This window comes from Thauera sp. SDU_THAU2 (genome assembly GCF_038260575.1).
GTDB lineage: Bacteria > Pseudomonadota > Gammaproteobacteria > Burkholderiales > Rhodocyclaceae > Thauera.
In genome coordinates, this window is the sequence record NZ_JBBWUN010000003.1 from 4,482,697 (window position 1) to 4,506,649 (window position 23,953).

The window sequence follows — 23,953 nt, forward strand, 5'->3', positions numbered from 1 at the left end:
GATTCCCCATGCCGCAGATGAAGTTCCTGGCCGCCACCCTGGCGCTGTGCGCCGCTGCCACCGCCCACGCCGCCGACATCAAGGTCGGCATCGCGCTGGACATTTCCGGCCCGTTCTCGGCGCTGGGCGCGGAGGCGCGCGACGGCTTCGAGCTGGCCATCGAGAAGCTCGGCGGCAAACTCGGCGGCCAGCCGGCGCAGTTCCTGCGCACCGATTTCGGCGGCAGCCCCGAGCAGGCCAACCAACTCGTCGCCCGCTACCTGCAGCGTGAAAAGATCGACTTCTTCACCGGCCCGATCGGCTCGAACGCCGCGCTGGCGGTCGGTCCGGCGCTGTTCGCCGCCAAGGTGCCCTACCTGTCGAGCAACCCCGGCCCCAGCGCCTACGCCGGCGACAAGTGCAGTCCCTGGTTCTTCGCCCAGTACCAGAACGACACCTACGACGAGGCCGCCGGCAAGGTCGCCAACGAGAAGGGCTACCAGAACGTCGTGCTGATCGCGCCCAACTACCCGGCGGGCAAGGATCACCTGAATGGCTTCAAGCGCCTGTACAAGGGTGCGGTGAAGGACGAGATCTACACCAAGCTCGGCCAGATCGACTACGCGCCCGAAATCGCCCAGATCCGCGCCGCCAAGCCCGACGCGGTGTTCTTCTTCCTGCCGGGCGCAATGGGCATCAACTTCGTCAAGCAGTTCGTCGGCGGCGGCCTGAAGGACGTGCCGCTGATCGCGCCGGGCTTCTCGGCCGATGAGGACGTGATCCAGGCCGTCGGCGAGCCGATGCTCGGCGTGCTCAACACCGCGCACTGGACGCACGACCTCGACGTGCCCGCCAACGCCGAATTCGTCGCCGCCTTCCGCCAGAAATACGACGGCCGCTACCCCTCGGTGTATGCGGCGATGGCCTACGATACGCTGATGGCGATGGATGCCGCGGTGCGCGACGTCGGCGGCAAGGTGGGCGACCGCGAAGCGGTGCTGAAGGCGCTGAAGAATCCGAGCTTCAAGTCGGTGCGCGGCGACTTCACCTATGGCGTCAACAACTACCCGGTGCAGAACTACTACCTGCGCGAGGTCGGCAAGGATGCCGACGGCCGCCTGACCAACAAGCTGGTCGGCACCACGCTGGAAAACCACCGGGATGCCTACGTCGGCGCCTGCAGGATGTGATCCGGGCGGGGCAGTGTTCCCGCTGCCTTGCTTCGACGGGCGCCCGGTGCGGGCCGGGCGTCCGTGCCATGGCGCCGGCCATGTAGTGCTTCGTTTCTTCCCTTCCCTTCGATGGATGCCATCTTCGTCTTCGAGCAACTGCTCAACGGCCTCGGCTACGGTCTGATGCTGTTCCTGATCGCCGCCGGCCTGACGCTGGTGTTCGGCATCATGGACACCATGAACCTCGCCCACGGCTCGCTGTACATGGCCGGCGCCTATGTCGCCGCGCGCGTGCATGAGGCCAGCGGCATGTTCGCGCTCGCGGTGCTGGCCGCGGTGCTGGTCACCGTTGCGGTCGCGGCCTTGCTCGAAGCGGTGGTGATTCGCCGCCTGTACCGGCGCGACCACCTGGTGCAGGTGCTGGCGACCTTCGGCATCATCCTGATCGCCGACGACGCGGTGAAGGCGATCTGGGGCGTGGCGCCGCTGATGGCGTCGACGCCGGCGGCGCTGGCCGGGCCGGTGCAGCTCGCCGAAGGCCTGCCTTACCCGTCCTACCGCCTGCTGCTGATCGCTGCCGGCCTGCTGGTCGCGCTCGGGCTCTACCTGCTGGTCAACAAGACGCGCATCGGCATGCTGGTGCGCGCCGGCGCCTCGAACCGCCAGATGGCCGAGTTCATGGGCGTGCGCGTGGGCGCGGTGTTCGCTTTCGTGTTCGCGCTCGGCGCCGGACTGGCGGCGCTGGCCGGCGCGCTGATGGCGCCGATCAGCTCGGTGCAGATCGGCATGGGCGAAGCGATCCTGATCCCGGCGCTGGTGGTCATCGTCATCGGTGGCATCGGCTCGATCCGCGGCGCCTTCGTCGCCGCGCTGCTGGTCGGCCTGGTCGATACCGCCGGGCGTGCCTTCCTGCCGCCGGCGCTGCGCGCGGTGCTGCCGCCTTCGGTGGCGGCGGACCTGGGGCCGGCGCTGGCCGGCATCGCCATGTACGTGCTGATGGCCGCCGTGCTGACGCTGAAACCCGCCGGCCTGTTCCCGGCCCGGGCATGAGGCGGACAACGTGAATCGCCCCGCTGCCGATTCGTCGCGCGTGGCCGCCACCACAGGTGCTGCCGGCGCCGTGGCCGAACACCCACATCGGCCCTTCGCGGTGCGCTTCCCGGGCTTCGTCCGCCGCTTGCCCTGGCTGGTGCTGGTGGTGCTGGCGCTGTTCCCGCTGCTGGCGCCGGTGTTCGGACTGGAATACTACGTCGGCTTCGTGCGCCGGCTGCTGATCGTCGCCATCGCCGCCAGCAGCCTCAACTTCATCCTCGGCTACGGCGGCATGGCCGCGCTCGGGCATGCCGGCTTCATCGGCGTCGGCGCCTACACCGTGGTCGCGCTGGTCGAGGCCGGCTTCTCGTCCGCCTGGCTGGCCTGGGGCGGCGCGCTGGTCGTCGCCGGCCTGTCCGCCGCCCTCATCGGCGCGGTGTCGCTGCGCACGCGCGGGGTGTATTTCATCATGATCACGCTGGCCTTCGCCCAGATGCTGTACTACCTGGCGGTGTCGCTGCGCACCTATGGCGGCGACGACGGCTACGGCCTGTACACCCGCTGGAAATGGGCGCCTGGCTGGACGGCGTGCATCCGGACGTCTTCTACTGGGTGGTGCTGGTCATCGCCGCGCTGGTGTTCGCGTGTTTCAGCCGCGTCGCCCATTCGCGCTACGGCCATGCGCTACGCGGCATTCGCGACAACGAGACGCGCATGGTCGCGCTCGGCTACCCGGTGTATCGGCTCAAGCTCGCCGGCTTCGTTGCCGCCGGCGCGGTGGCTGGGCTGGCCGGCGGCCTGCTCGCCAGCCACAACGCCTTCGTCAGCCCGGCGATGATGCACTGGACGCAGTCGGCATTGCTGCTGGTGATGGTGATGCTCGGCGGCCTCGGCCGGCGCTGGGGTGCGCCGCTCGGTGTTGCGCTGTGGCTGGTGCTGGAAGAAACGCTGAAGATGCACACCGACTACTGGCACTGGCCGCTCGGCGTGCTGCTGCTGTTCGCCGTGTTCCATGCCCCGCAGGGCCTGGCGGCGCTGTTCGAGCGCCGGGAGGGCCTGGCGGCGCTGTTCGAGCGCCGGGAGGGCGGCCGATGAGCCTGTTCGTGGCCGAAGGCCTGGTCAAGCGTTTCGGCGGCCTGCTCGCCACCGACCATGTGACCTCGCCGTCGAGCGCGGCGAGATCCACGCCCTGATCGGCCCCAACGGTGCCGGCAAGTCGACCCTGGTCAATCTGATCTCCGGCCTGCTGCCGGCCGACGCCGGCCGCATCGTGCTCGACGGCACCGACCTGACCACGCTGGCGCCGCACCAGCGCGTGCGCCACGGCCTGGCGCGCTGCTTCCAGATCACCAGCGTGTTCCGCAACGATTCGGTGCGCGACAACCTGCTGCTGGCCGTGCAGGCCCAGGCCGGCTCCAGCTTCCGCTGCCTGCGGCGGCGCGAAGCCGAGACCGCGCTGATGGATGCGGCGCTGGCACTGGCCGACAGGACCGGCCTCGCCGCGGTGCTCGACCGTCTCGCCGGCGTGCTGCCGCACGGCATGCAGAAGCGGCTCGACCTCGCCCTGGCGCTGGCCGCGCACCCCAGGCTGCTGCTGCTCGACGAGCCGATGGCCGGCATGGGGCCGGAGGATTCGGTGCAGATGATCGAACTGATCGGCCGCCTGCGTTGCGAAACCGCCATCCTGCTGATCGAGCACGACATGGACGCGGTGTTCCGGCTTGCCGACCGCATTTCGGTGCTGGTCTATGGCCGGGTGCTGACCTCGGGCGACGCTGCGCACGTCAAGGGCCATGCCGAAGTGCAGTCGGTCTATCTCGGTACGGAGGCGCAGACATGAGCGCCCTCGTCCGGCTATCCGAAGAGGGGGCTCTTCCTCCCGTGGGGAGGATGTCGCGTGGGTAGTGCGATGAACACGCCGCTGTTGAGCTGTCGCGGCCTCGAGGCCGGCTACGGTGCCAGTCAGGTGCTGTTCGGGCTGGACTTCGACATCCGCCCGGGCGAAGTCGTCGCCCTGATGGGCCGCAACGGTATGGGCAAGAGCACCACGATCAAGACCCTGGTCGGCGGCCTGCGCCCGCAGCGCGGTCAGATCCTGTTCGACGGCCGGCCCATCCATGCCGCGCGCGCCGACCACATCGCCCGCCTCGGCGTCGCGATCGTGCCCGAAGGCCGCCAGTGCTTTCCGAACCTGAGCGTGCGCGAACACCTCGTCGCCTTCGCCGACCGCCGCAACGGTGCAGCCGAGCCCTGGACGCTGGATCGCCTGTACGCGCTGTTCCCGCGCCTGGCCGAGCGCGCCGACCACATGGGCAACCAGCTTTCCGGTGGTGAACAGCAGATGCTGGCGATTGCCCGCGCGCTATCGACGAATCCGCGCCTGCTGATCCTGGATGAAGCCACCGAAGGCCTGGCGCCGGTGATCCGCGACGAAATCTGGCGCTGCCTGGCCTTGCTGAAGGTCCAGGGCCAGACAACACTGGTGGTCGACAAATACGTCGAAAAACTGCTGCTGCTCGCCGACCGCAACCTGATCCTGGAGCGCGGCCGCATCGTCTGGCAGGGCAGCTCGGCCGAACTGGATGTGCAGCGGGAGTTGTGGAGCCGTTATCTGGGGGTGTGAGCGGCGGAGGAAGGTCTGACGCTGTGCTCAGTGTTCGCCGAAGACGTCTTCCAGCGTTTGCGCATCCAGGATGCTGTCCGCCCAGCGTTCGAGATCGGCGCGAGTGGCACGCTGCAGCCGTTCGGAGGTCTGGCGGTCGAGCGGGCCGAAGCGGCGGGAAAGCTGGCGGGTCAGCAGCTCACGCTCACCGTCCTCGCGGCCTTCTTCACGACCTTGCAACAAGCCTTGCTGTATTCCGGCATGGCGGGCGCGTTCGCTCCAGGTCAGCATTTCTTCGTTCTCCTGCGGGTAGCGTAGTTGGTACAGCCGCCGTTCATTATCGTCAAGCGGACTGTAGATGTCGATGAAGTCCATGTATTTGATACGTTTTTCGATGCTCGGTTCGAGCCCGATCAGGCCGCGCACGGTTTGCGCGTAAATCTCCAGCTTGCGCTCGCGCGGCCAGCGCATGTTGGGCAGATTGAGCCGGGCGACCAGATTGGGGCTGTCCAGCCAGGCCTCGGCCGGGGTGTCGGCGAGGATGCAGGCGAGGTAGTCGAAGCGCAGATAGATGTGGCGTTCGCTGCCCAAATCCAAGTGGCGTCGCACGCGCTCGCTGCCACGCAGGAAAATCACCACCGGCACCACGCGATCGGTTTCCATCAGCTCGGCCAGTGTGGCGCAATAGGACACAAGACGATGGATCGAAAACCTCCCCGGTGTGCTTTCTTCTTCCAGCACGAACAGCAGCGCTTCGCGGCGGCCGTCGGGCCATTCGGCCAGCAACGGCACGTCCAGCTCGTGGAAGCGGTCACCGAGCCGATCCTTCAACTGCTCCTGCCGGATCGGGGTGATGCGCACCGCGTCATCCAGGTCGTGGGCTTCGTCGGGTGCGAAGAAGGCCAGCGCCTGCCGAGGGTAGTCGAGGATCAGGTTCTTGAAGTTCTGGTCGTGGCTCGGCGCTGGCATCACACAATCCCGATTTCATGACGAATGGGATTATATGCCAATTGATTCGTTTTAATCGCGTGTGCTTGTCTCAGCCGAACGCCAGTGCCCCGGCCAGGATCAAGCCGTGCAGGTTGGCCGCAAGAATGGTGCGCTTGATCGCCGGGCCGAGTTCGGCGGGCTCTTCGGCGTGCTGCAGCAGTTCGCGGCCGGCGGAGAAGGACAGCACCAGCGTCATTGCGGCGGCGGCGGTCTTTTGCGGCAGGGTGCCGTTGCTGCTCATGCCGATCAGCCAGCCGTAGGCGACGATGGCGATCAGCAGGTAGCCCCATTTCGCCACCTGCGGGCCGAGCTTCACCACCAGCGTGTTCTTGCCCGCCGCGGCGTCGCCGGCGTGGTCGGGGAACTGGTTGATGAACAGCAGGTTGGCGACCAGCAGCGCATACGACAGGCCGGCGGCGGCGGGCAATGCGGCGAAACTTCCGCGCTGCACGTAGTCGGTGCCGACCACCACCAGCAGCCAGCCGGCGGCGATCGCCAGTTCGCCGAGGCCGCGGCTCATCAGCTTCAGCGGCGGTGCAGAGTAGGCCCAGCCGGCGAACAGCCCGCCGGCGCCGATCAGCAGCAGGCCCGGTCCCGTCTGCCAGGTCAGCCACAGCCCGGCTGGAATCACCGCCGCCAGCAGCACGTAGCCGAATAGCCCGGTCTGGCGGGCCGTCAGCACGCCGTTCTGGATGAAGCGGCTGCCGCCGGTGAAGGGAAACAGGCGTTCGCTGTTGGCCGCGTCGGCGCCGCTCAGGGCGTCGTGGTAATCGTTGATGACATTGACGCCGGCATGGGCGACGAGGGCGAACAGGACGGTGAGCACCGCCGTCGCGGCATCGATGCCGACGCCGCTGCGCCAGGCGCTGACCAGCCCGATCAGGCAGGCCACCAGCGTCACCGACAGGAAGGCGGGCCGGGTCGCGGCGAAGTAGCAGGCGAATGAACTGCCGAAGCGGCCGGGCTGCGGTTCGGCCGGGTGCGGGGCGGGCATCGGCGGGCTCACAGCAGCACGATGTCGTACTGTTCCTGCGTGTAGCTGGCCTCGGCATGCAGCGAGACCTTCTTGCCGATGAAGTCCGACAGCATCGCCAGCGACTGGCTTTCCTCGTCCAGGAACAGGTCGATCACCTGCGGCGCGGCGAGCACGCGGAATTCCCGCGCATTGAACTGGCGGGCTTCGCGCAGCAGCTCGCGCAGGACCTCGTAGGCCACGGTGCGGGCGGTCTTGACTTCGCCGCGGGCGTCGCAGGTCGGGCAGGGTTCGCACAGCAGATGGGCGAGCGATTCGCGCGTGCGCTTGCGCGTCATCTCCACCAGGCCGAGCGCGGTGAAGCCGTTGATGCTCATCTTGGTGTGGTCGCGCGACAGCGCCTTGCGGAACTCGTCGAGCACCATCTCGCGGTGCTCGGTGTTCTCCATGTCGATGAAGTCGATGATGATGATGCCGCCGAGGTTGCGCAGCCGCAGCTGGCGGGCGATCGCCTGGGTGGCTTCGAGGTTGGTCTTGAAGATGGTGTCGTCGAAGTTGCGCGCGCCGACGAAGCCGCCGGTATTGACGTCGACGGTGGTCATCGCCTCGGTCTGGTCGATGATCAGGTAGCCGCCGGACTTCAGATCCACGCGGCGGGCGAGCGCCTTCTGGATCTCTTCCTCGACGTTGTACAGCTCGAACAGCGGTCGCTCGCCGGCATAGTGTTCGAGCAGCGGCAGCACCTTGGGCGTGTATTCCTCGGCGAAGGCGGTGAGTTTCTGGAAGTTCTCCCGCGAGTCGACGCGGATGCGCGCGGTGTCGTCGTTGGCGAGGTCGCGCAGTGCGCGCTGACCGAGGCCGAGATCCTCGTGCAGCAGCCTGGGCGGAAACAGGCCGGTGGTGCTGTTGCGGATCTCGCCCCACAGCTTGCGCAGGTAGGCGATGTCGGCGGCCAGTTCGGCGTCGGAGGCCGATTCGGCCATCGTCCGCACGATGAAGCCGCCGGGTTCGTCGGCAGGCACCAGCGCGCCCAGACGGTCGCGCAGGGCTTCGCGCTCGGCTTCGTCCTCGATGCGCTGGGAGATGCCGATGTGCTTCTCCTGCGGCAAGTAGACCAGCAGGCGGCCGGCCAGGCTGATCTGCGTCGACAGCCGGGCGCCCTTGGTGCCGATCGGGTCCTTCAGCACCTGCACCATCAGGCTCTGGCCTTCGGTCAGGATGCGTTCGATCGGACGCGCGGGTTCGCCGTTCTGGCGCTCGCTCCAGATGTCCGCCACGTGCAGGAAGGCGGTGCGCTCCAGGCCGATGTCGATGAAGGCCGACTGCATGCCCGGCAGCACCCTTACGACCTTGCCCAGATAGACGTTGCCGACGATGCCGCGGCTGGCGGTGCGCTCGATGTGCAGTTCCTGCACCACGCCCTGTTCGATGATTGCCACCCGCGTTTCCTGCGGGGTGAAGTTGATGAGGAACTCCGTGCTCATGAAAGCCTGCGTCAATGGGAAATGCGCAAGGGCGGCCCGCTTTCCTGCTGGGGCCGCCCTTGCGTATTGCTCATCTCGCGCGGGTTACAGAGGATAGCCGAAGGTCTCCAGCAGTTGCGCGGTTTCGAACAGCGGCAGGCCCATGATGCCGGAGTAGCTGCCGTGGATCTCCTCGATGAAGACTGCCGCCTTGCCCTGGATGCCGTAGGCGCCGGCCTTGTCCATCGGCTCGCCGGTGGCGATGTAGTGGCGGATCTCGAGGTCGGTCAGTTCGCGGAATTTCACCGTGCTGATCGACAGCTTGCTGCGCGTGCGCTCGCCGTCGCTGATCGCCAGCGCCGTCAGCACCCGATGGCGGCGGCCGGACAGGCGGCGCAGGATGGCCTGGGCGTCGGCGGCGTCGGTCGGCTTGCCGATGATGTCGCCGTTCAGTTCCAGCGCGGTGTCGGCTGCCAGGACGGGATGGCGCAGCAGCTTGCGCCACTGGATGCGGCGTACGCCGGCCTGGGCCTTGGTCAGTGCCAGGCGTTCGACGTAGCGCTCGACGCCTTCGCCCTGGAGGGTGCTCTCATCGACGTCGGGATCTTCGCCGCGTTCGCCGCCGCGGAAGGTCAGCACGTCGAACTGCACGCCGATCTGCCGCAGCAGATCGCGTCGGCGGGGGCTTTTCGAGGCCAGGTAGATGCGTGGGTTCATCGGCTCATTCGCGGTGATAGGGGTGGTTGCGCAGCACCGTCCAGGCGCGGTACAGCGCCTCGGCCAGCAGCGGGCGCACCAGGGCGTGCGGCAAGGTCAGGCTGGAAAGGCGGATGGCCTCCTGGGCGGTGCTCTTGAGCGCCGGCGCCAGCCCGTCCGGGCCGCCGACGATCAAGGCCACGTCCTGGCCTTCACCCTGCCAGGCTTCCAGCCGGCGCGACAGCGCCAGCGTGCTCAGGTCGGCGCCGCGCTCGTCGAGGATGACGCGGCGGCAGCGCGGCGGCAGTGCGGCTTCGATGCGCGCGGCTTCGGCCGTCATCATCGCGTCCACAGTCTTGCCGCTGGTGCGCGGTTCGGCTTTGACCTCGATCAGTTGCAGCGGCATTTCGCGCGGCATGCGCCGGGCGAACTCGTCGAAGCCGGCCTCGACCCAGGCGGGCATGCGATGGCCGACGGCGACGAGGAAAAGCTTCATTCACTTTCCCGCCGCGGCCTGTGCCGGCTTGCGCGAAGCGGGTGCGGTGTTCCACAGCTCTTCCAGGCGATAGTGGGCGCGGATGGCGGGCTGCATGATGTGGACCACGATGCTGCCCAGGTCCACCAGCACCCATTCGCCGCTGTCCTCGCCCTCGATGCTGAGGACGTCGGCGCCGGCTTCGCGTGCCTTGTCGTGTACGTTACGGGCCAGGGCGCGGGTCTGGCGGCCGGAGTCGGCGCTGGCGACGACGATGCGGTCGAAAAGCGGGGTGTTGTGCGAGGTGTCGATGACTTCGATGTCGCGCGCCTTGATGTCTTCGAGGGCGGAAACGACGAGGTGCTGCAGGGCGGAAGTGTCCATCAAGAGGAGGTATGTCCAGTCAGGTTGCGGGTGTAGAGCCCATTCGCCCCAATATAGTCGAGAACGGAATCGGGCAGCAAATAGCGCGCGCTGTGGCCGTGGCCGATCAGATCGCGGATCAGCGTGGCCGAAATCGCCAGCGGCGTCATGTCGAAGGGAATGATGCGTCCGGCGGGTGCCGCGCGCAGTTCGGCCGGGTCGGAGACGTGGCGGCCTTCGCACAGCGCGGCGAGCCCGGGGGACAGCGTCGCCGGCCAGCGGCGGGCATGGGGCGCATGGCCGGGGCGGTTGGCGACGGCGATATGGGCCAGCGAGAACAGCTCCTGCCAGCGGTGCCACTGGGGCAGGCCTTCGAAAGCATCGGCGCCGAGGATCAGCACCAGCGGACGCCGCGGACCGAGTTCGGCGCGCAGGCGCTCGAGCGTCGGCACGGTATAGCTCTTCTGCGGCGTGCGCACTTCGCCGTCGTCGACTTCGAGGCCGTCGTTGCCGGCTGCGGCCAGGCGCGTCATCGCCAGGCGGTCCTCGGCGGTGCTGCCGGGTTCGCCGCGGTGCGGCGGCTGGCCGGCGGGGACCAGACGCACGCGGTGCAGGCCCAGCGCCTCGCGCGCTTCTTCCGCCAGGCGCAGGTGGGCGAAGTGGATCGGGTCGAAAGTGCCGCCGAGCAGGCCGAGTGGCGCGGTATCCGTTGCAGCGCTCATTGGCGCGGATCGCCGGGCAGGCCGAACACGTCGCGGGTGTTGATGTAGAAGCTGGCGAACAGCACCGGCACCAGGATCAGCGGCAGCGGGAAGGAAGCCAGCGTGGCAACCGTGGGCGAGACCAGGCCCAGGATGCCGATGAGCAGGCCGGGCAACAGGGCGCCGAACAGCAGCACGCCGATCGCGTAGGCAAGGAAGGGGCGCCAGTTGCGCAGGCAGGCGTAGAAGCTGAAGAACATCGCCTTGGCGGCGGGCAGTTTCCACCACGAAGCCAGCATCGGCGCGAACCAGTAGGCCATCATCAGCGGCGTGGACAGCAGCGTCCCCACCAGCAGCGTGGTGCCGAGATTGGAATTCGACAGCGCGGCTTCGTCGAGGTCGCCGTCGCCGCGCATGATCGCCGCCAGCGTGCCGTCGTCGACCATCGACACCACCAGCAGGATCAGCACCGAGCCTGCCAGGTACAGGCCGCCGATGGCCAGCAGCGACGGCAGGTTGCCGCGAAAGCCCGAGAACAGCACGTCCGGCCCGACCTTCCTGCCGGCATCGATCGCCCGGCAGGCATTGAGCACGCCCACCGACAGCGCCGGCATGATCAGCGAGGCGGCGATCTGGCCGATGAAGGGGAAGATGCTGACGACCAGCAGCGCCAGCAGGTAGCCGAAGGCGGCGAAACTGAGCAGCGCGGGGTTCTTGCGCCAGAGCTGCAGGCCTTCGCGCAGCCAGTTCCAGCCACGCGAGGAACGAAGGGTATTTGCTTGCATCGTTGGATCTTCAGTCGGAATCGGGGCCGGGGGCGGGTGCGCCTCCGCCGGCGGTGTCCTCGCCGGTGGAGCGCTCGGCCGGAGTCGGCAGCGCAGGCAGTTGCGGTGCGAAGGTTTCGCGCCAGGCGGCGTACAGCGCGCCGGCCGTCACCGGCAACAGCGCCAGCATGCCCAGCCCGGCCGGAATCAGCGCCACCCAGGCCAGCACGTACAGCAGCGCGGCGAGCACGATGAAGGCCAGCAGGTTGTGGAAGCAGGCGCGGGCGGACAGCATCATCGCCTCGAGCGGGGCGACGCCGTGCAGCATCACCAGCGCCGGGGCGAACCACAGCGCCATCAGCAGCAGCACCCACAACACGGTGAACACCAGGGCGCCGAACATCACGCCGCCGGCGGCCATGCCCGCGCCGGGTACGCTGCCGACGACCATGCCGGTCAGCATCGCACTGCCGCTGATCGCGGCTGCCACCAGCGCCGCCAGCAGCGCGCCCAGCAGGTGGAAGGTGCCGACCAGCAGCAGGTTACCGGCGTGGCGGCGGATGCCGTCGAACAGATGGTCGATGCGCAGCGCCTCGCCGCGGTCGAGCGCCTGGGCGCCGGACAGCATGCCCGCCAGCAGCACCGGCAGCGCGATCGGCGCCGCCGCCCAGCCGAGGATGGGCAGCATGCCCAGCGCGGCGAGGATCACGAACACGATGAAGGCCTGGATCGCCCACACCACCGGCGACTTCATGAACAGCCGCCAGCCGTCGGCGAGCCATTGCAGGGCATGGCCCGGGGCGACGTCGCCGGGGGCGGGAACGGGCGGGGTCGGTCCTGGCTTGGTCATAGCGGCAGCGGCGGCACGCCTGCGGCGCGCAGGCGCAGGATGTCGCGATATTCGTCGGGGTCCTTGACCGACACCATCTCGCCGCTGCGCGGACGGTGGAAGTCGGCCGCACGCGACAGCCAGAAGCGCAACGCCGCGGCGCGCAGCATCGCCGGCCAGGCGGCGCGCTCCTCGGCGGTGAACGGGCGTTCGGCATGGTAGGCGTCGAGCAGGGCCTGGCTGCGGACCGGGTCGAGCTGGCCGTCGGGTTGGCTGCACCAGTCGTTGACCGTCACCGCGACGTCGAACAGCAGCGCGTCGTAGCCGGCGAAGTAGAAGTCGATCAGGCCGCCGATGTGCGGCGTGCCGTTCTCGTCCTTGTCCCACAGCACGTTGTCGCGGAACAGGTCGGCGTGGATCGCGCCCTGGGGCAGGGCGGCGGCATCGACGGTGGCCTGGAAGGCGATTTCGGCATCGAGCAGCGCCTGCTCGTCGGCCGGCAGGAAGGGGCGCACCAACTGCGCAGTGTCCGCCCGCCAGGCGGCACCGCGCGGGTTGTCCTGGCGGCGGCCGTAGGACTGGCCGGCGAGGTGCAGGCCGGCGAGCATGGCGCCGATCTTTTCGCAGTGGATGACGCCGGGGTCCATCTCGGACGAACCCGACAGCCGAACCACCAGCGCAGCGGGCCGGTCCTGCAGGGTGCCGAGGTATTCGTTGTCGCGGTCGGCGATCGGCCCGGGCACGGGCAGGCCGTGGCGCGACAGGTGCGCCATCAGGTGCAGGTAGTAGGGCAGTTCGGCGCGCGACAGATCTTCGAACAGCGTCAGCACATAGCGGCCGAGCGTGGTGGTGACGAAGAAGTTGCTGTTCTGCACGCCGGCCGAAATGCCTTTCAGCTCCACCAGCCGGCCGACGGCATAGCCTTTCAGCCATTCGGCGAGCGTGGTTTCGGGGACGTGCGTGAAGACGGACATGCGGACTCCGGAGGGGCGGGGGTTGCTGGGTGGCTCGGGTCAGGCCGCCAGCGCGGCGGCAGGGTTGGCAGCGGCCGCCGCCATGCGCACGGCCTGCCAGGCGGCGAGCTTGGCATCGAAGCCGCGCGCGGCATGCGCCGGGCTGGTCGACGGCAGGCGGGTGAAAGCCAGGCCGGGCGGCAGCGCGACACGGCCTCGCACATGGCGGCGGAAAGCCGTTTCGGCGGTGGTGCCGTTGAAGAAGACGTGCCGGATCTGCGGGCAGCTCCGGAACAGGCCGGCGAAGTCGTTCGGCTCGATGCTGGCGGGGGCGATGGCGCTGTCGAGGCTGCCGCTGCGCTCACAGGCGGCGATCACGTCCCACAGCGCCACGCCGGCCGCGTTCAATTGCGCCAGCCGTTCGGCGTAGGGCAGCTCCGGCCACGCGCCGAACAGCGCCCCCATGATCGGCCAGAAGGCGTTGCGCGGATGGGCGTAATACTGCGCGGCGTCGAGCGAAGCCTGGCCCGGCATGCTGCCGAGCACCAGCACCCGCGCGTCGGCGCGCACGGCCGGGGCGAAGCTGCGTACGCGGGGGGCGTGCTCACCAGGACTTGATCACCCACATCGGCACCGCCAGGTCGGGCAGGGAATCCTCGCGCACCATCTTGCCGTTGCCTTCCTTGTCGATCAGGTAGTAGGGCACGCCGTGCGGCGGCGTCACCTTGACCATGTAGAGCTGGCCGCGGATGCGGTATTCGGCGACGGTGTCCTCGCCGCGCTGGATGATGGTGACTTCCGGCTCGTCGATCTCGCCTTCCATCGGCATCGGCGGCGGCTCGGGAATCGGTTCGAGGTCGGGCGGTTGCTGGGCGTAGGCCGGCATGGCGGCGGCGAGCAGCAGGGCGATCAGGGTGCGGCGCATGGTGTTCTCCTGAAGATGCCGTAATTCTAGCCGTTTGGGCCGAAGCCTGCTGCCGCGGCTACAGGTTCAGCATCATGTCGTGCTCGGCCGGCACCGGCTGGAAGCCGCGCCGCTCGTAATGCTTGAAGATGGCCTCGACGACCTCTTCCGGCGTGTCGATGACCTGCACCAGATCGAGGTCTTCGGGGTTGATCATGCCGTCGGCGACCAGGCGGTCGCGGAACCAGTCGAGCAGGCCCTGCCAGAACGGGCGGTGCACCAGGATGATCGGAATCTTCTGGCTCTTCTTGGTCTGGATCAGCGTCATCGCCTCGAGCAGTTCGTCCAGCGTGCCGAAGCCGCCCGGCATCACCACGTAGGCGGCGGCGAACTTCACGAACATGAACTTGCGCGCGAAGAAGTGGCGGAAGGTCTGGGAGATGTCCTGGTAGGGATTGGCGGTCTGCTCCAGCGGCAGCTGGATGTTCAGCCCCACCGACGGACTCTTGCCGAAGAAGGCGCCCTTGTTGGCCGCTTCCATGATGCCCGGCCCGCCGCCGGAGATCACGGTGAAGCCCGAATCCGACAGCAGGCGCGCGATCTGCTCGGTCAGGATGTAGTACATGTGGTCGGGCGGTATGCGTGCGCTGCCGAAGATCGACACCGCCGGCCGGATCGCGGACAGGCGGTCGGTGGCTTCGACGAACTCTGCCATAATTCCGAAGATCCGCCAGGACTCGCGCGCGTCGTAGCGCGGTGTGCCGCTGTCCGGAGCGTTGCGGGCCTGGATGCTGCGGGGGAGTTTTTCTTTCGCGGTCATGTTGTTGTTCTCATCTGTGTTCATCGGCCGGACCAGGCCGGACCCCGTTCCCGAGGATTTCCAGAAATGCCGACCCTGCTGCTCGTCGATGGCTCCAGCTATCTCTATCGCGCCTTCCATGCGCTGCCCGATCTGCGCAATTCGCAGGGCGAGCCGACGGGGGCGATACGGGGGGTGCTGTCGATGCTACGTCGGCTGGAAAGCGACTACAAGGCGGAATTTCGTGCCTGCGTGTTCGACGCCAAGGGCAAGACCTTCCGCGACGACTGGTATCCCGAATACAAGGCCCATCGCCCGTCGATGCCCGACGACCTGCGCGCGCAGATCGAGCCGCTGCACGAAGCGGTGGTGGCCGAAGGCTGGCCGCTGCTGTCGGTCGAGGGCGTCGAGGCCGACGACGTCATCGGCACGCTGACCCGCCAGGCGCTGGAACGCGGCTGGGAAGTGGTGATCTCCACCGGCGACAAGGACCTCACCCAGCTCGTGCGCCCCGGCGTGCAGTGGGTCAACACCATGAGCGAGGAAGTGCTGGATGCGGCCGGCGTCGAAGCCAAGTTCGGCGTGCCGCCCGAGCGCATCGTCGACTATCTGACCCTGGTCGGCGACACCGTGGACAACGTGCCCGGGGTGGAAAAATGCGGCCCCAAGACCGCGCTGAAATGGCTGGCCGAGTACGGCGACCTCGACAACCTGGTCGCCAACGCCGACAAGGTCGGCGGCAAGGTCGGCGAGAACCTGCGCAAGCACCTGGACTTCCTGCCGCTGGGGCGCAAGCTGGTGACGGTGGCCACCGACGTCGACCTGCCGGTGACGCTGGACGAACTGCCCGCACGCGGCGACGACAAGGTGGCGCTGCGCGCGCTGTACGAGCGCTTCGAGTTCCGTTCCTGGCTGAAGGACATCGATGCCGGCGCCAGCAGCGTCGCCGCGTCGAAAGCCGCTACCGAAGCGCGCCGCTTTGCTCCGGATGGTGAAAGCAAGGGCGCGGAGCCGGCCGAAGCAGGATCGCACCGCGGCAACTACGCCACGATCCTCGACTGGGACAGCTTCGAGACCTGGCTGGCCAGGATCGGCGCCGCCGAACTCACCGCCTTCGACACCGAAACCACCAGCCTCGACCCGATGGCGGCGCAACTGGTCGGCATGTCCTTCGCCGTCGAAGCGGGTCAAGCCGCCTACCTGCCGCTGGTCCACCGTGGCGCCGAAGCGCCCGAGCAACTGCCGCTGGCCGAGGTGCTGGACAAGCTTCGGCCCTGGCTGGAATCCGATACCCATGCCAAGCTCGGCCAGAACCTGAAGTACGACGCCCACGTGCTTGCCAACCACGGCATCACGCTGCGCGGCATCGCCCACGACACCCTGCTCGAATCCTACGTGCTCGAAAGCGACAAGTCGCACGACATGGATTCGCTCGCCCGCCGCCATCTCGGCCTGACGACGATTCCCTACACCGACGTCTGCGGCAAGGGCGCCAAGCAGATCGGCTTCGACGAAGTCGCTGTCGAGCGCGCCACCGAATACGCCGCCGAGGACGCCGACGTCACGCTGCGCCTGCACCGGCACCTGTGGCCGCAGCTCGAAGCCGAACCCCGGCTTGCCGCGCTCTACCGCGACATCGAACTGCCGGTGCTGCGTGTGCTGCAGCAGATGGAGCGCACCGGCGTGCTGATCGACCCCTTCCTGCTCGCCCAGCACTCCGAAGAGCTCGGCCGCCGCCTGCACGAACTCGAACTGCAGGCGCACGAACTGGCCGGCCAGCCCTTCAACCTCGGCTCGCCCAAGCAGCTCGGCGAGATCCTGTTCGGCAAGCTCGGCCTGCCGGTGGTCAAGAAGACCGCCACCGGCCAGCCCTCCACCGACGAAGAAGTATTGGAAAAGCTCGCCGAAGACTACCCGCTGCCCAAGCTGCTGCTCGAGCACCGCAGCCTGTCCAAGCTCAAGAGCACCTACGCCGACAAGCTGCCGCGCATGGTCAACCCCGCCACCGGCCGGGTGCACACCAGCTTCTCGCAGGCCACCGCGGTCACCGGCCGGCTGTCCAGCTCCGAGCCCAACCTGCAGAACATCCCGATCCGCACGCCCGAGGGCCGCCGCATCCGCGCCGCCTTCATCGCGCCCAAGGATCACCTGATCGTCTCCGCCGACTACTCGCAGATCGAACTGCGCATCATGGCCCACCTGTCGGGCGACGCCCGCCTGCTCGAAGCCTTCGCCCACGGCGAGGACGTGCATCGCGCCACCGCCAGCGAAGTGTTCGGCGTGCCGCCGGCCGAAGTCAGCAGCGAACAGCGCCGCTACGCCAAGGTGATCAACTTCGGCCTCATCTACGGCATGAGCGCGCACGGCCTGGCCAGGAACCTCGGCATCGAACGTGCCGCCGCCCAGGGCTGGATCGACCGCTATTTCGCTCGCTACCCCGGCGTCGCCGACTACATGGAACGCACCCGCATCGAAGCGCGCGAGCAAGGCTACGTCGAAACCGTGTTCGGCCGCCGCCTCTACCTGCCGGACATCCGTGCCGCCCAGGCCGGCCGCCGCCAGGGCGCCGAACGCGCGGCGATCAACGCGCCGATGCAGGGCACTGCCGCCGACCTGATCAAGAAGGCGATGATCGCCACCAGCGACTGGCTGGCCGCATCCGGGCTGAAATCGAAGCTGGTGTTGCAGGTGCACGACGAACTGGTGCTGGAAGTGCCCAAGGACGAGCTCGAGGCCATCCGCAGCGAACTGCCCAGGCTGATGGGCGGCGTCGCGGAGCTGAACGTGCCGCTGCTGGTCGAAGTCGGCGCAGGCGACAATTGGGACGAGGCGCACTGAGTACGCCGCCGTTTTTTTTGCCGCACCGCCCGTTTTTCCGCAGGAGCGACCGCGCGCTCGAACGAAGCACACGGAAAGCCCGCCGAGTACGCCCGTGCGGAGAGCGCTTACAAAATCGCTGCAGCCAATCGCCCCGATAGCGGCCCGCGGCAAAGCTGCGTGCTAGCATCGCCGGCATCCAGAATGCTTGCCCCGGCCCGTGCCGGGGCCGAACCGCGAGATCATCCATGAGCTTCTTCACCCAGTACATCGACAAGCATCTGGCCGCCATCGAGGCCCTGCGCGCCATCGAACCGGTGGTCGAAGCCGGCGCGCAGCGCATCAGCGCGGCACTCAACCGCGGCAACAAGATCCTGTTCTGCGGCAACGGCGGCAGCGCCGCCGACGCCCAGCACATCGCCGCCGAGCTGGTCGGCCGCTTCGTCGCCGAACGCCGTGCGCTGCCCGGCATCGCGCTCACCACCGACACCTCCATCCTCACCGCGGTCGGCAACGACTACGGCTTCGATGACGTCTTCGCGCGCCAGGTCGATGCGCTCGGCCAGCCGGGCGACGTGCTGGTCGGCATTTCCACCAGCGGCAACAGCCCCAACGTCATCGCCGCGGTCGAAGCGGCGCGCCGGCGCGGCGTCGAAGTCATCGGCCTGCTCGGCCGCGACGGCGGCAAGCTGCGCGAGCTGGTGGACCTGGCAGTCGTCATCGGCGTCGCCGAGACGGCACACATCCAGGAATGCCACATCATGATCGGCCACATGTGGTGCGCCCACGTCGACGCCCACCTCGCCACCGCGGATGCGGCCAAGGCCTCGGCCGCCGGCGTGCTGGACGAAGCCCGGGCCATCGCCACCGTCCGCGCCGCGCGCCAGGCCGGCGAGCGCGTGGTGATGACCAACGGCTGCTTCGACATCCTCCACCCCGGCCACATCGAATATCTCGAGCAGGCCCGTGCGCTCGGCCAGCGCCTGATCGTCGCCGTCAACGACGACGACTCGGTACGCCGCCTCAAGGGCGACGGCCGTCCGGTCAATTCGCTGGCCCACCGCATGCGCATGCTCGCCGCGCTCGGCTGTGTGGATTGGGTGGTGCCGTTCGCCGAAGACACGCCCGAGCGCCTGATCTGCGCCGTGCTGCCCGACCTGCTGGTCAAGGGCGGCGACTACACCCCCGACCAGATCGCCGGCGGCGACTGCGTCCGCCGCGCCGGCGGCGACGTCAGGGTGCTGGGCTTTGTCGAAGGGCACTCCACCACCGGGTTGATCGAGCGCATCCGCGACGGCGGCTGATTCCGGAATTTACTGAGCTCGAGCCCCACTCCCGCCGAACCTCCGTCAGTGCCTCGCCGGTTCGTATTCCGGCACCCAGCGTTTCAGCTCGGCGCGGACGTCGTCGTCGGACATTGGTCCTGGCTGCGACAGCCATTGCTCCAGTTCGTCCAGGAAGTTGGCCTGTACGGTACGCGAGCGCGCGATGCGTAGCCTGGAGTGAGGGGTCTCGCGAGTTTCCTCGGCATCGGCGAGCAGTTCTTCGTACAGTTTTTCGCCCTGGCGCAGGCCGGTGAATTCGATGCGGATATCTTCCTCGGTGTAGCCCGACAGGCGGATCATGTTGTGCGCCAGATCGACGATCTTTACCGGCTTGCCCATGTCGAGCACGAAGATTTCGCCGCCCTGGCCCATCGACGCCGCCTGGAGGACCAGTTGCGCTGCCTCGGGGATCGACATGAAGTAGCGCTGAATGTCGGGATGGGTCACTGTCACCGGGCCGCCCCGCGCGATCTGCTCGGCGAAGCGTGGGATCACGCTGCCCGTGCTGCCCAGTACGTTGCCGAAACGCACCATCTCCATCTGGGTGTCGTTGTCGTCCGAACATTGCAGCGCTTCACAGACCATTTCGGCCAGGCGCTTGGTCGCGCCCATGACATTGGTCGGATTGACCGCCTTGTCGGTGGAAATCAGCACGAAACGTTCGGCGCGGTACCGGCATGCGCAGGCAGCCACCAGCCGGGTGCCGAGGACGTTGTTCAGCACTGCCTGCCAGGCATTGCCGACTTCCATCAGCGGGACGTGTTTGTAGGCCGCGGCATGGAAAACGAGTTGTGGTTGCCAGGTGGAGAAAATTTCGTCCATCCGCGAGGCATCCCTGATGTCGCCCGCGAGTGCGATGATTTCGATCGCTCCCTGGTGGTCGCTGAACCATTGTTCGATGTTGTACAGCGCGTATTCACAGTTCTCGACCAGTACCAGCCGGGCAGGAGAAAAGCGGGCCAACTGGCGACAGAGCTCGCTGCCGATGGATCCCCCCGCACCGGTGATCAGCACAGTTTTTCCGGTGACCATGGCCTGGACATGCAGGGAGTCGATCTGTACCGGCTCACGTCCGAGCAGATCCTCGATATTGACCGGGCGCATGGAGTTGATGGCCACCTTGCCGCTCATCAGGTCGTCCAGTCCTGGCAATGTAAATACCTGTGCGCCAGCACGAATGGCGACGTCGGTCGCATGCTTCAGTGTTCCGATGGCAGCCGATGGCATCGCCAGGATGACGTGCTGAGCCTTGTGTTCTTTCAACACCTGGGGCAGCACGTCGATGCCGCCGGCAATCGGGCGGCCCCGTAGATCCCGCCGCCATTTGGTCGGATCATCGTCGACGAGAGCCACGACTCGCCAATCGGGGCTGCGTTCCAGTTCGCGCACCAGCAGTGCCCCGCCAGTTCCTGCGCCGATAATGACGACGGGTTTGCCTGCCGCCATCAGATCGCCATAGGTACGGTATTCCTTCCACATGCGCCCCGCAGCGCGGCTACCACCCATGATCAGCAGCAGCATCATCGGGTACAGAATCAGCATGGCACGTGGCAGTGGCGGCGTGCCATGGTCCAGCAACATCATCACTGCCAATGCAGCGGCCGAAGCGATCACTGCTTTCAGCACCCGTTTCAGGTCAGGCAGGCTGGCGAACACCCAGATACCGCGGTACAGGCCCGCAAGGCTGCATGCTATGCCGTGCACCAGCAGCAGTGCAGCGCCGGTCACCAGCGCTTTGCCAGTGTGGGAAGCGGGCAGGGAGAAATCGAAGTGCAGCAGCAAGCCTCCGCCCCAGGCCATGACTGCGGCGAGCAGATCGAACGCGAAGACAAGAGCGGGGCGAGCGGAGATATTGATCACATTGTTCGGCAGAGTCGCATACCGGTCGGCAGCGCCGTTTTACCGTGCGGGAGCGATTCTAGTCTCTTGCTTGGCGGCGATGTTGTCCTGCAACAACAATTTGCTATATGCGCATGAAAGCGCCGTGTTCGTGTTCCCCGCCATCATCCATTTTCAACTGCTCCTGCGCGGAAGTGAAGGGCCAGTGCCACCAGGGGCAAATAGGCGATCGTCATGCCGCTGATCCCGCCCAGTCTGCCTTCGCCGACCAGCAAGGCCAGCGGCAGCAGCCAACCGAGATTGAGTGCGCTGACGGCCAGGGTCACCGGGCGGTGGCTGCCGAGCTGTCGCGCGGCGAACTGGTAGGCATGGCGGCGATGCGCCTCGTGCACGCGCTCGCCCCGGAACAGGCGGCGCAGCAGGGTCAGCGTCGCGTCCACTACGAACACGCCGAGCAGGATCAGCCAGCTCCAGAATAGGGCGGGTGAGATCCAGCCTGCCTGCAAGGACATTGCACCGAGCATCAGGCCGACAAAGCCGCTGCCCGCATCGCCCATGAAGATGCGCGCCGGTGGAAAGTTCCAGTACAGGAACCCTGCTGCTGTTGCTGCCAGCGACAGTGGCAGCAGGGCGAGCGCTGGCTCACCGGCCAGCAGATACAGTGCCGCGCCGCCGAGGCCGGTACAGACCGCTTCCACGCCGGCGATGCCGTCGATGCCGTCCATGAAGTTGTACAGATTCAGCACCCACACGAGATAGATTGCTGCCAGCCCTGTGCCGATCCAGCTCTGTGCAATGTCGACGCTGAGCACGGTGATCGGCGGTGCACCGCCCAAGGAGGCCAGTATCCATGCTGCTGCGCAGAAATGAGCCAGCAGGCGCCAGCGTGCGGCGACGTGCCCGTGGTCGTCGAGAAAGCCGATCAGCGCAACGCCGCCGCCCGCACCCAGCAGTGCCCACGCCCAGGACTGCGGCAGGGCATCGTCGAAGCTCAGCCAGAACAGGGCGGCCAGAAAGGCCAGCACGATGGCCATGCCGCCGCCGCGCGGCGTCGGCACCGAATGCGAACTGCGCGCATTCGGTCGGTCGAGCAGACTGCGTGTCAGCGCGTAGCGGCGCAGGCCGCCGGTCATCAGTCCGGCCGCCAGTGCGACCGCGGCCAGCAGCCAGGCGTGATCCAGGATTTCCTTCATCGTCGCAGCCCTGCCACGGTGCGGCGCAGGCCTTCGTCGACATCGATCGGCGGTTGCCAGCCGAGCAACTGCCGGGTTGCCGAGTCGTCCACCTGGAGATTGCCGCACAGGCGGGCCATCGCCGGGCGCTTGCCGAGCAATGTTGCGCCGGCCATCAGCGCCCATGACGGCACCGGCAGCAGGCGAGCCTTCACTTGCAGCGCGGCGGCGGTACGGCGCAGCAGATCGGCGGAGGAAAGATCTTCGCCATCCTTCACCAGCAGCACGCGATTGGCCGCGGCTGGGTGGCCGATGCTGCACACGATCAGATCGACCAGATTATCCAGCGCCACCAGCGAGCGGCGGTTGCACGTCATCGCGCCGAGGGGCAGCGGCAGTCCGCGCTGAAGGGCGTGCATCATGGCAAGGAAATTGGCTTTCACGCCGGGGCCATAGACCAGCGGCGGGCGGATGACGACCACCTCCATGCCGTTGTCTGCCGCCAGCTCCAGCAGGGCGGCCTCCGCCTCGGCTTTGGATAGTGCATAGGCATCCTGTGGGGCGGGATCGTCCTCGGCGGTGAATGGTCGCCCCGGTGCGGTGTGCTCGCCGTTCACCTTGATCGAACTCAGGAACACGAAGCGGCGCACGCCCGCCGCCGCCGCCTGGCGTGCCAGGCTCAGCGTGCCAGCCACATTGACTGCGCGGTACGCGGCCAGCGGTTCGGTGGTCGTGTCCCGCATCACATGTACCCGCGCCGCAGCATGGACGATCGTCTTGCAGCCCCGCAGCAGCAGCGACCAGTCCGCAGCGTCCTCCAGCGAAGGCCCGTGCACGCAACCGGGCGGAAGCAGCGTGCCGCGCACTGCACCACGCGCGGCGACGCCGTCCCGCAGCAGGCGGGCGAGCAGGGCGGCGCCGACGAAACCCGAGGCGCCCGTCACCAGGGTGAAGCCAACACTATTCATTGCTGGCCCGCCGCAGCCACGATCGATGGTTTCGCCTCGCTTTATCCATCCCGCCGGTTATCGACTCTGCTCCGTAGAATGGGCTGGGCTGCGTAGGCAGAGCGCAGCGAAACCCATCACCTTGTACTTGGATGATGAACATGAGCTTGTTCACCACAGCTTCCAGCCGTGCTTGCCGAAGAAGCGCAGGCCGGAGCGTGCGAACATCACAAGGTGTTTCCAGCCCTTGCGCGCCGCATGTCCACCGTGATGCACGATGCGTATCGACGGAACATGGGCGATGCGACCCAGGCGTGCCGCGCGCAGGCTCAGGTCGAAGTCCTCGAAATAGAGGAAAAAGCGCGGATCGAAACCGCCCAGCCGCCGGAAAGCCTCACCCCGCAGCAGCATGAAGCAGCCGCTGATGATGGGGATGTCCCAGCGCACGCGCGCGGGAGTTTCCTGTCCGTCGTTTGCGCATCCCTTTTCTTCTCGCATCTCGTAGCGTGCCAGTCGGGTTTCGAAGCAGCGCTTCAGCCATGTCGGTGCAAAACCGCGCAGCGCAAGATCGAGCACCGACGGATAGCGCTTGCACAGATGCTGCGCCTCGCCTTCGCCGGATCGAGACGCCGGACTGGCGAGCACGCAATCCTCGTGCTGGCGCATGAAATCGACCGCCTCCACCAGCGCATCGGCGGCAAGCTCCACATCCGGATTCAGTACGAGATGCAGCTCGCCGATGCCGTCTGCTTCGGCAAGGCACAGATTGTGAGCCCGCCCGAAGCCGACGTTGCCCTGGCCGTGGATCTGGCGGAGCCGGCCGGCAAACCGGTGCGCCGGCAGCCGTAGTGTGGAGACGGTGGAATTGTCCACGATGCAGACCGATGCCGTGCAGCCGCGTTCCGCTTGCAGCGCCGACAAAGCCTTGTCCAGAGACGCGAACGTTGCCGCCAGTACACCAGGGTCCGGTTCGTAGGTGACGATACAGACTGAAAGGAAAGGCACGGGCTGGATGGATCGGTGGGCGGGCATAATGAGCGGCTCGGGGCAATTCACCCCACCCTTCACTGCGGAAAGGCGGGCGAGGCATCTCGCCGCGGAACGCAGTATCATAACTGGTTTTTCTTTTTCCTCTGCTGCGTTGCACCGGAGCATTGC

General features: G+C 67.4%; 24 protein-coding genes and 1 pseudogene. 8 read left to right on the forward strand and 17 right to left on the reverse strand.

What is annotated here, in order from left to right; translation table 11 throughout:
* The first annotated feature begins 8 nt into the window (after positions 1–8).
* The 6 genes and pseudogenes from AAFL97_RS22680 (at position 9) to AAFL97_RS22705 (ending at position 4,806) form a co-directional block, all read left to right on the forward strand.
* Complete coding sequence (locus AAFL97_RS22680) at positions 9–1,169, forward strand: ABC transporter substrate-binding protein (protein WP_341646849.1); 1,161 nt, start codon at positions 9–11, stop codon at positions 1,167–1,169.
* A 111-nt stretch (positions 1,170–1,280) separates the two neighbouring features.
* Complete coding sequence (locus AAFL97_RS22685) at positions 1,281–2,201, forward strand: branched-chain amino acid ABC transporter permease (RefSeq protein ID WP_341646850.1); 921 nt, start codon at positions 1,281–1,283, stop codon at positions 2,199–2,201.
* Positions 2,202–2,409: 208 nt separating this feature from the next.
* A pseudogene (locus AAFL97_RS22690) lies at positions 2,410–2,652 on the forward strand (ABC transporter permease subunit); the annotation flags it as partial.
* Between the two features lie 98 nt (positions 2,653–2,750).
* A complete protein-coding gene (locus AAFL97_RS22695; RefSeq protein WP_341646851.1) occupies positions 2,751–3,278 on the forward strand; it encodes a branched-chain amino acid ABC transporter permease in 528 nt (175 codons plus the stop codon).
* Between the two features lie 97 nt (positions 3,279–3,375).
* Positions 3,376–4,023 carry an ABC transporter ATP-binding protein gene (locus tag AAFL97_RS22700; protein WP_341647223.1) on the forward strand — a complete coding sequence of 216 codons (648 nt, stop codon included), beginning with the start codon at positions 3,376–3,378 and terminating at the stop codon, positions 4,021–4,023.
* Positions 4,024–4,092: 69 nt separating this feature from the next.
* Complete coding sequence (locus AAFL97_RS22705; protein WP_341646852.1) at positions 4,093–4,806, forward strand: ABC transporter ATP-binding protein; 714 nt, start codon at positions 4,093–4,095, stop codon at positions 4,804–4,806.
* 27 nt (positions 4,807–4,833) lie between these two features.
* Here the strand turns inward: AAFL97_RS22705 and AAFL97_RS22710 are convergent, their stop codons facing one another.
* From AAFL97_RS22710 to AAFL97_RS22770, 13 genes are all read right to left on the reverse strand, one after another.
* The gene (locus AAFL97_RS22710) at positions 4,834–5,754 is read right to left on the reverse strand and encodes a DUF4351 domain-containing protein (RefSeq protein ID WP_341646853.1); all 921 of its coding nucleotides are present in this window, start codon (positions 5,752–5,754) and stop codon (positions 4,834–4,836) included.
* A 70-nt stretch (positions 5,755–5,824) separates the two neighbouring features.
* Positions 5,825–6,769, reverse strand: a complete 945-nt coding sequence (locus AAFL97_RS22715) for a prenyltransferase (protein ID WP_341646854.1) — start codon at positions 6,767–6,769, stop codon at positions 5,825–5,827.
* 8 nt (positions 6,770–6,777) lie between these two features.
* Positions 6,778–8,232: a ribonuclease G gene (gene rng / locus AAFL97_RS22720; RefSeq protein ID WP_341646855.1), complete on the reverse strand. Its 1,455-nt coding sequence runs from the start codon at positions 8,230–8,232 to the stop codon at positions 6,778–6,780.
* Positions 8,233–8,316: 84 nt separating this feature from the next.
* The gene (locus AAFL97_RS22725; protein WP_341646856.1) at positions 8,317–8,928 is read right to left on the reverse strand and encodes a Maf family protein; all 612 of its coding nucleotides are present in this window, start codon (positions 8,926–8,928) and stop codon (positions 8,317–8,319) included.
* A 4-nt stretch (positions 8,929–8,932) separates the two neighbouring features.
* A complete protein-coding gene (rlmH, locus tag AAFL97_RS22730) occupies positions 8,933–9,403 on the reverse strand; it encodes a 23S rRNA (pseudouridine(1915)-N(3))-methyltransferase RlmH (protein WP_341646857.1) in 471 nt (156 codons plus the stop codon).
* Positions 9,404–9,766 (reverse strand): ribosome silencing factor, encoded by a 363-nt coding sequence (gene rsfS / locus AAFL97_RS22735; protein ID WP_341647224.1) that lies wholly within the window; start codon positions 9,764–9,766, stop codon positions 9,404–9,406. It lies immediately after the preceding gene.
* Positions 9,766–10,467, reverse strand: coding sequence for a nicotinate-nucleotide adenylyltransferase (gene nadD, locus AAFL97_RS22740; protein ID WP_341646858.1), 702 nt, complete (start codon positions 10,465–10,467; stop codon positions 9,766–9,768). Before nadD ends, rsfS begins: the two co-directional genes overlap by 1 nt.
* Positions 10,464–11,231 carry a BPSS1780 family membrane protein gene (locus AAFL97_RS22745; RefSeq protein ID WP_263461536.1) on the reverse strand — a complete coding sequence of 256 codons (768 nt, stop codon included), beginning with the start codon at positions 11,229–11,231 and terminating at the stop codon, positions 10,464–10,466. The genes nadD and AAFL97_RS22745 overlap by 4 nt, the downstream gene beginning before the upstream one ends.
* Positions 11,232–11,241: 10 nt before the next feature.
* Positions 11,242–12,060, reverse strand: a complete 819-nt coding sequence (locus AAFL97_RS22750) for a BPSS1780 family membrane protein (protein WP_341646859.1) — start codon at positions 12,058–12,060, stop codon at positions 11,242–11,244.
* Entirely contained in the window at positions 12,057–13,013 is a 957-nt protein-coding gene (locus tag AAFL97_RS22755) for a homoserine kinase (RefSeq protein ID WP_341646860.1), read from the reverse strand. The genes AAFL97_RS22750 and AAFL97_RS22755 overlap by 4 nt, the downstream gene beginning before the upstream one ends.
* Positions 13,014–13,052: 39 nt before the next feature.
* The gene (locus tag AAFL97_RS22760; protein ID WP_341647225.1) at positions 13,053–13,526 is read right to left on the reverse strand and encodes a DNA-deoxyinosine glycosylase; all 474 of its coding nucleotides are present in this window, start codon (positions 13,524–13,526) and stop codon (positions 13,053–13,055) included.
* Positions 13,527–13,596: 70 nt separating this feature from the next.
* On the reverse strand, positions 13,597–13,917 hold the full coding sequence (locus AAFL97_RS22765) for a DUF2782 domain-containing protein (protein ID WP_263461540.1): 321 nt from the start codon (positions 13,915–13,917) through the stop codon (positions 13,597–13,599).
* 58 nt (positions 13,918–13,975) lie between these two features.
* Positions 13,976–14,716, reverse strand: a complete 741-nt coding sequence (locus AAFL97_RS22770) for an LOG family protein (RefSeq protein WP_341646861.1) — start codon at positions 14,714–14,716, stop codon at positions 13,976–13,978.
* A gap of 66 nt (positions 14,717–14,782) precedes the next feature.
* Here AAFL97_RS22770 and polA point away from each other — a divergent pair, with 66 nt between their 5' ends.
* Both polA and rfaE2 read left to right on the forward strand, forming a co-directional pair.
* Entirely contained in the window at positions 14,783–17,533 is a 2,751-nt protein-coding gene (gene polA / locus AAFL97_RS22775) for a DNA polymerase I (RefSeq protein WP_341646862.1), read from the forward strand.
* A gap of 227 nt (positions 17,534–17,760) precedes the next feature.
* The gene (gene rfaE2 / locus AAFL97_RS22780; RefSeq protein WP_341646863.1) at positions 17,761–18,816 is read left to right on the forward strand and encodes a D-glycero-beta-D-manno-heptose 1-phosphate adenylyltransferase; all 1,056 of its coding nucleotides are present in this window, start codon (positions 17,761–17,763) and stop codon (positions 18,814–18,816) included.
* 45 nt (positions 18,817–18,861) lie between these two features.
* On the opposite strand, the gene AAFL97_RS22785 is transcribed toward rfaE2, so the two are convergent.
* The 4 genes from AAFL97_RS22785 to AAFL97_RS22800 all read right to left on the reverse strand — a co-directional run bounded on the left by AAFL97_RS22785 (position 18,862) and on the right by AAFL97_RS22800 (position 23,950).
* Positions 18,862–20,697 carry a polysaccharide biosynthesis protein gene (locus tag AAFL97_RS22785; RefSeq protein ID WP_341646864.1) on the reverse strand — a complete coding sequence of 612 codons (1,836 nt, stop codon included), beginning with the start codon at positions 20,695–20,697 and terminating at the stop codon, positions 18,862–18,864.
* Positions 20,698–20,840: 143 nt separating this feature from the next.
* Positions 20,841–21,869: an MraY family glycosyltransferase gene (locus tag AAFL97_RS22790; RefSeq protein ID WP_341646865.1), complete on the reverse strand. Its 1,029-nt coding sequence runs from the start codon at positions 21,867–21,869 to the stop codon at positions 20,841–20,843.
* Positions 21,866–22,816, reverse strand: a complete 951-nt coding sequence (locus AAFL97_RS22795) for an NAD-dependent epimerase/dehydratase family protein (protein WP_341646866.1) — start codon at positions 22,814–22,816, stop codon at positions 21,866–21,868. Before AAFL97_RS22795 ends, AAFL97_RS22790 begins: the two co-directional genes overlap by 4 nt.
* Positions 22,817–22,966: 150 nt before the next feature.
* Positions 22,967–23,950: a glycosyltransferase family 2 protein gene (locus tag AAFL97_RS22800; protein WP_341646867.1), complete on the reverse strand. Its 984-nt coding sequence runs from the start codon at positions 23,948–23,950 to the stop codon at positions 22,967–22,969.
* Between the last annotated feature and the right edge of the window lie 3 nt (positions 23,951–23,953).

Bases quoted from the DNA above. Each gene is read 5' to 3' on its own strand.
- AAFL97_RS22680 (WP_341646849.1), top strand. From the start codon at position 9: ATGCCGCAGATGAAGTTCCTGGCCGCCACCCTGGCGCTGTGCGCCGCT.
- AAFL97_RS22765 (WP_263461540.1), bottom strand. From the start codon at position 13,917: ATGCGCCGCACCCTGATCGCCCTGCTGCTCGCCGCCGCCATGCCGGCC.
- AAFL97_RS22715 (WP_341646854.1), bottom strand. From the start codon at position 6,769: ATGCCCGCCCCGCACCCGGCCGAACCGCAGCCCGGCCGCTTCGGCAGT.
- AAFL97_RS22750 (WP_341646859.1), bottom strand. From the start codon at position 12,060: ATGACCAAGCCAGGACCGACCCCGCCCGTTCCCGCCCCCGGCGACGTC.
- AAFL97_RS22770 (WP_341646861.1), bottom strand. From the start codon at position 14,716: ATGACCGCGAAAGAAAAACTCCCCCGCAGCATCCAGGCCCGCAACGCT.
- AAFL97_RS22745 (WP_263461536.1), bottom strand. From the start codon at position 11,231: ATGCAAGCAAATACCCTTCGTTCCTCGCGTGGCTGGAACTGGCTGCGC.
- AAFL97_RS22705 (WP_341646852.1), top strand. From the start codon at position 4,093: ATGAACACGCCGCTGTTGAGCTGTCGCGGCCTCGAGGCCGGCTACGGT.
- AAFL97_RS22755 (WP_341646860.1), bottom strand. From the start codon at position 13,013: ATGTCCGTCTTCACGCACGTCCCCGAAACCACGCTCGCCGAATGGCTG.
- AAFL97_RS22800 (WP_341646867.1), bottom strand. From the start codon at position 23,950: ATGCTCCGGTGCAACGCAGCAGAGGAAAAAGAAAAACCAGTTATGATA.
- polA (WP_341646862.1), top strand. From the start codon at position 14,783: ATGCCGACCCTGCTGCTCGTCGATGGCTCCAGCTATCTCTATCGCGCC.
- AAFL97_RS22795 (WP_341646866.1), bottom strand. From the start codon at position 22,816: ATGAATAGTGTTGGCTTCACCCTGGTGACGGGCGCCTCGGGTTTCGTC.
- AAFL97_RS22725 (WP_341646856.1), bottom strand. From the start codon at position 8,928: ATGAACCCACGCATCTACCTGGCCTCGAAAAGCCCCCGCCGACGCGAT.
- AAFL97_RS22710 (WP_341646853.1), bottom strand. From the start codon at position 5,754: ATGCCAGCGCCGAGCCACGACCAGAACTTCAAGAACCTGATCCTCGAC.
- rfaE2 (WP_341646863.1), top strand. From the start codon at position 17,761: ATGAGCTTCTTCACCCAGTACATCGACAAGCATCTGGCCGCCATCGAG.
- rng (WP_341646855.1), bottom strand. From the start codon at position 8,232: ATGAGCACGGAGTTCCTCATCAACTTCACCCCGCAGGAAACGCGGGTG.
- AAFL97_RS22760 (WP_341647225.1), bottom strand. From the start codon at position 13,526: ATGCCGGGCCAGGCTTCGCTCGACGCCGCGCAGTATTACGCCCATCCG.
- AAFL97_RS22790 (WP_341646865.1), bottom strand. From the start codon at position 21,869: ATGAAGGAAATCCTGGATCACGCCTGGCTGCTGGCCGCGGTCGCACTG.
- rsfS (WP_341647224.1), bottom strand. From the start codon at position 9,766: ATGGACACTTCCGCCCTGCAGCACCTCGTCGTTTCCGCCCTCGAAGAC.
- AAFL97_RS22685 (WP_341646850.1), top strand. From the start codon at position 1,281: ATGGATGCCATCTTCGTCTTCGAGCAACTGCTCAACGGCCTCGGCTAC.
- nadD (WP_341646858.1), bottom strand. From the start codon at position 10,467: ATGAGCGCTGCAACGGATACCGCGCCACTCGGCCTGCTCGGCGGCACT.
- AAFL97_RS22695 (WP_341646851.1), top strand. From the start codon at position 2,751: ATGGGCGCCTGGCTGGACGGCGTGCATCCGGACGTCTTCTACTGGGTG.
- rlmH (WP_341646857.1), bottom strand. From the start codon at position 9,403: ATGAAGCTTTTCCTCGTCGCCGTCGGCCATCGCATGCCCGCCTGGGTC.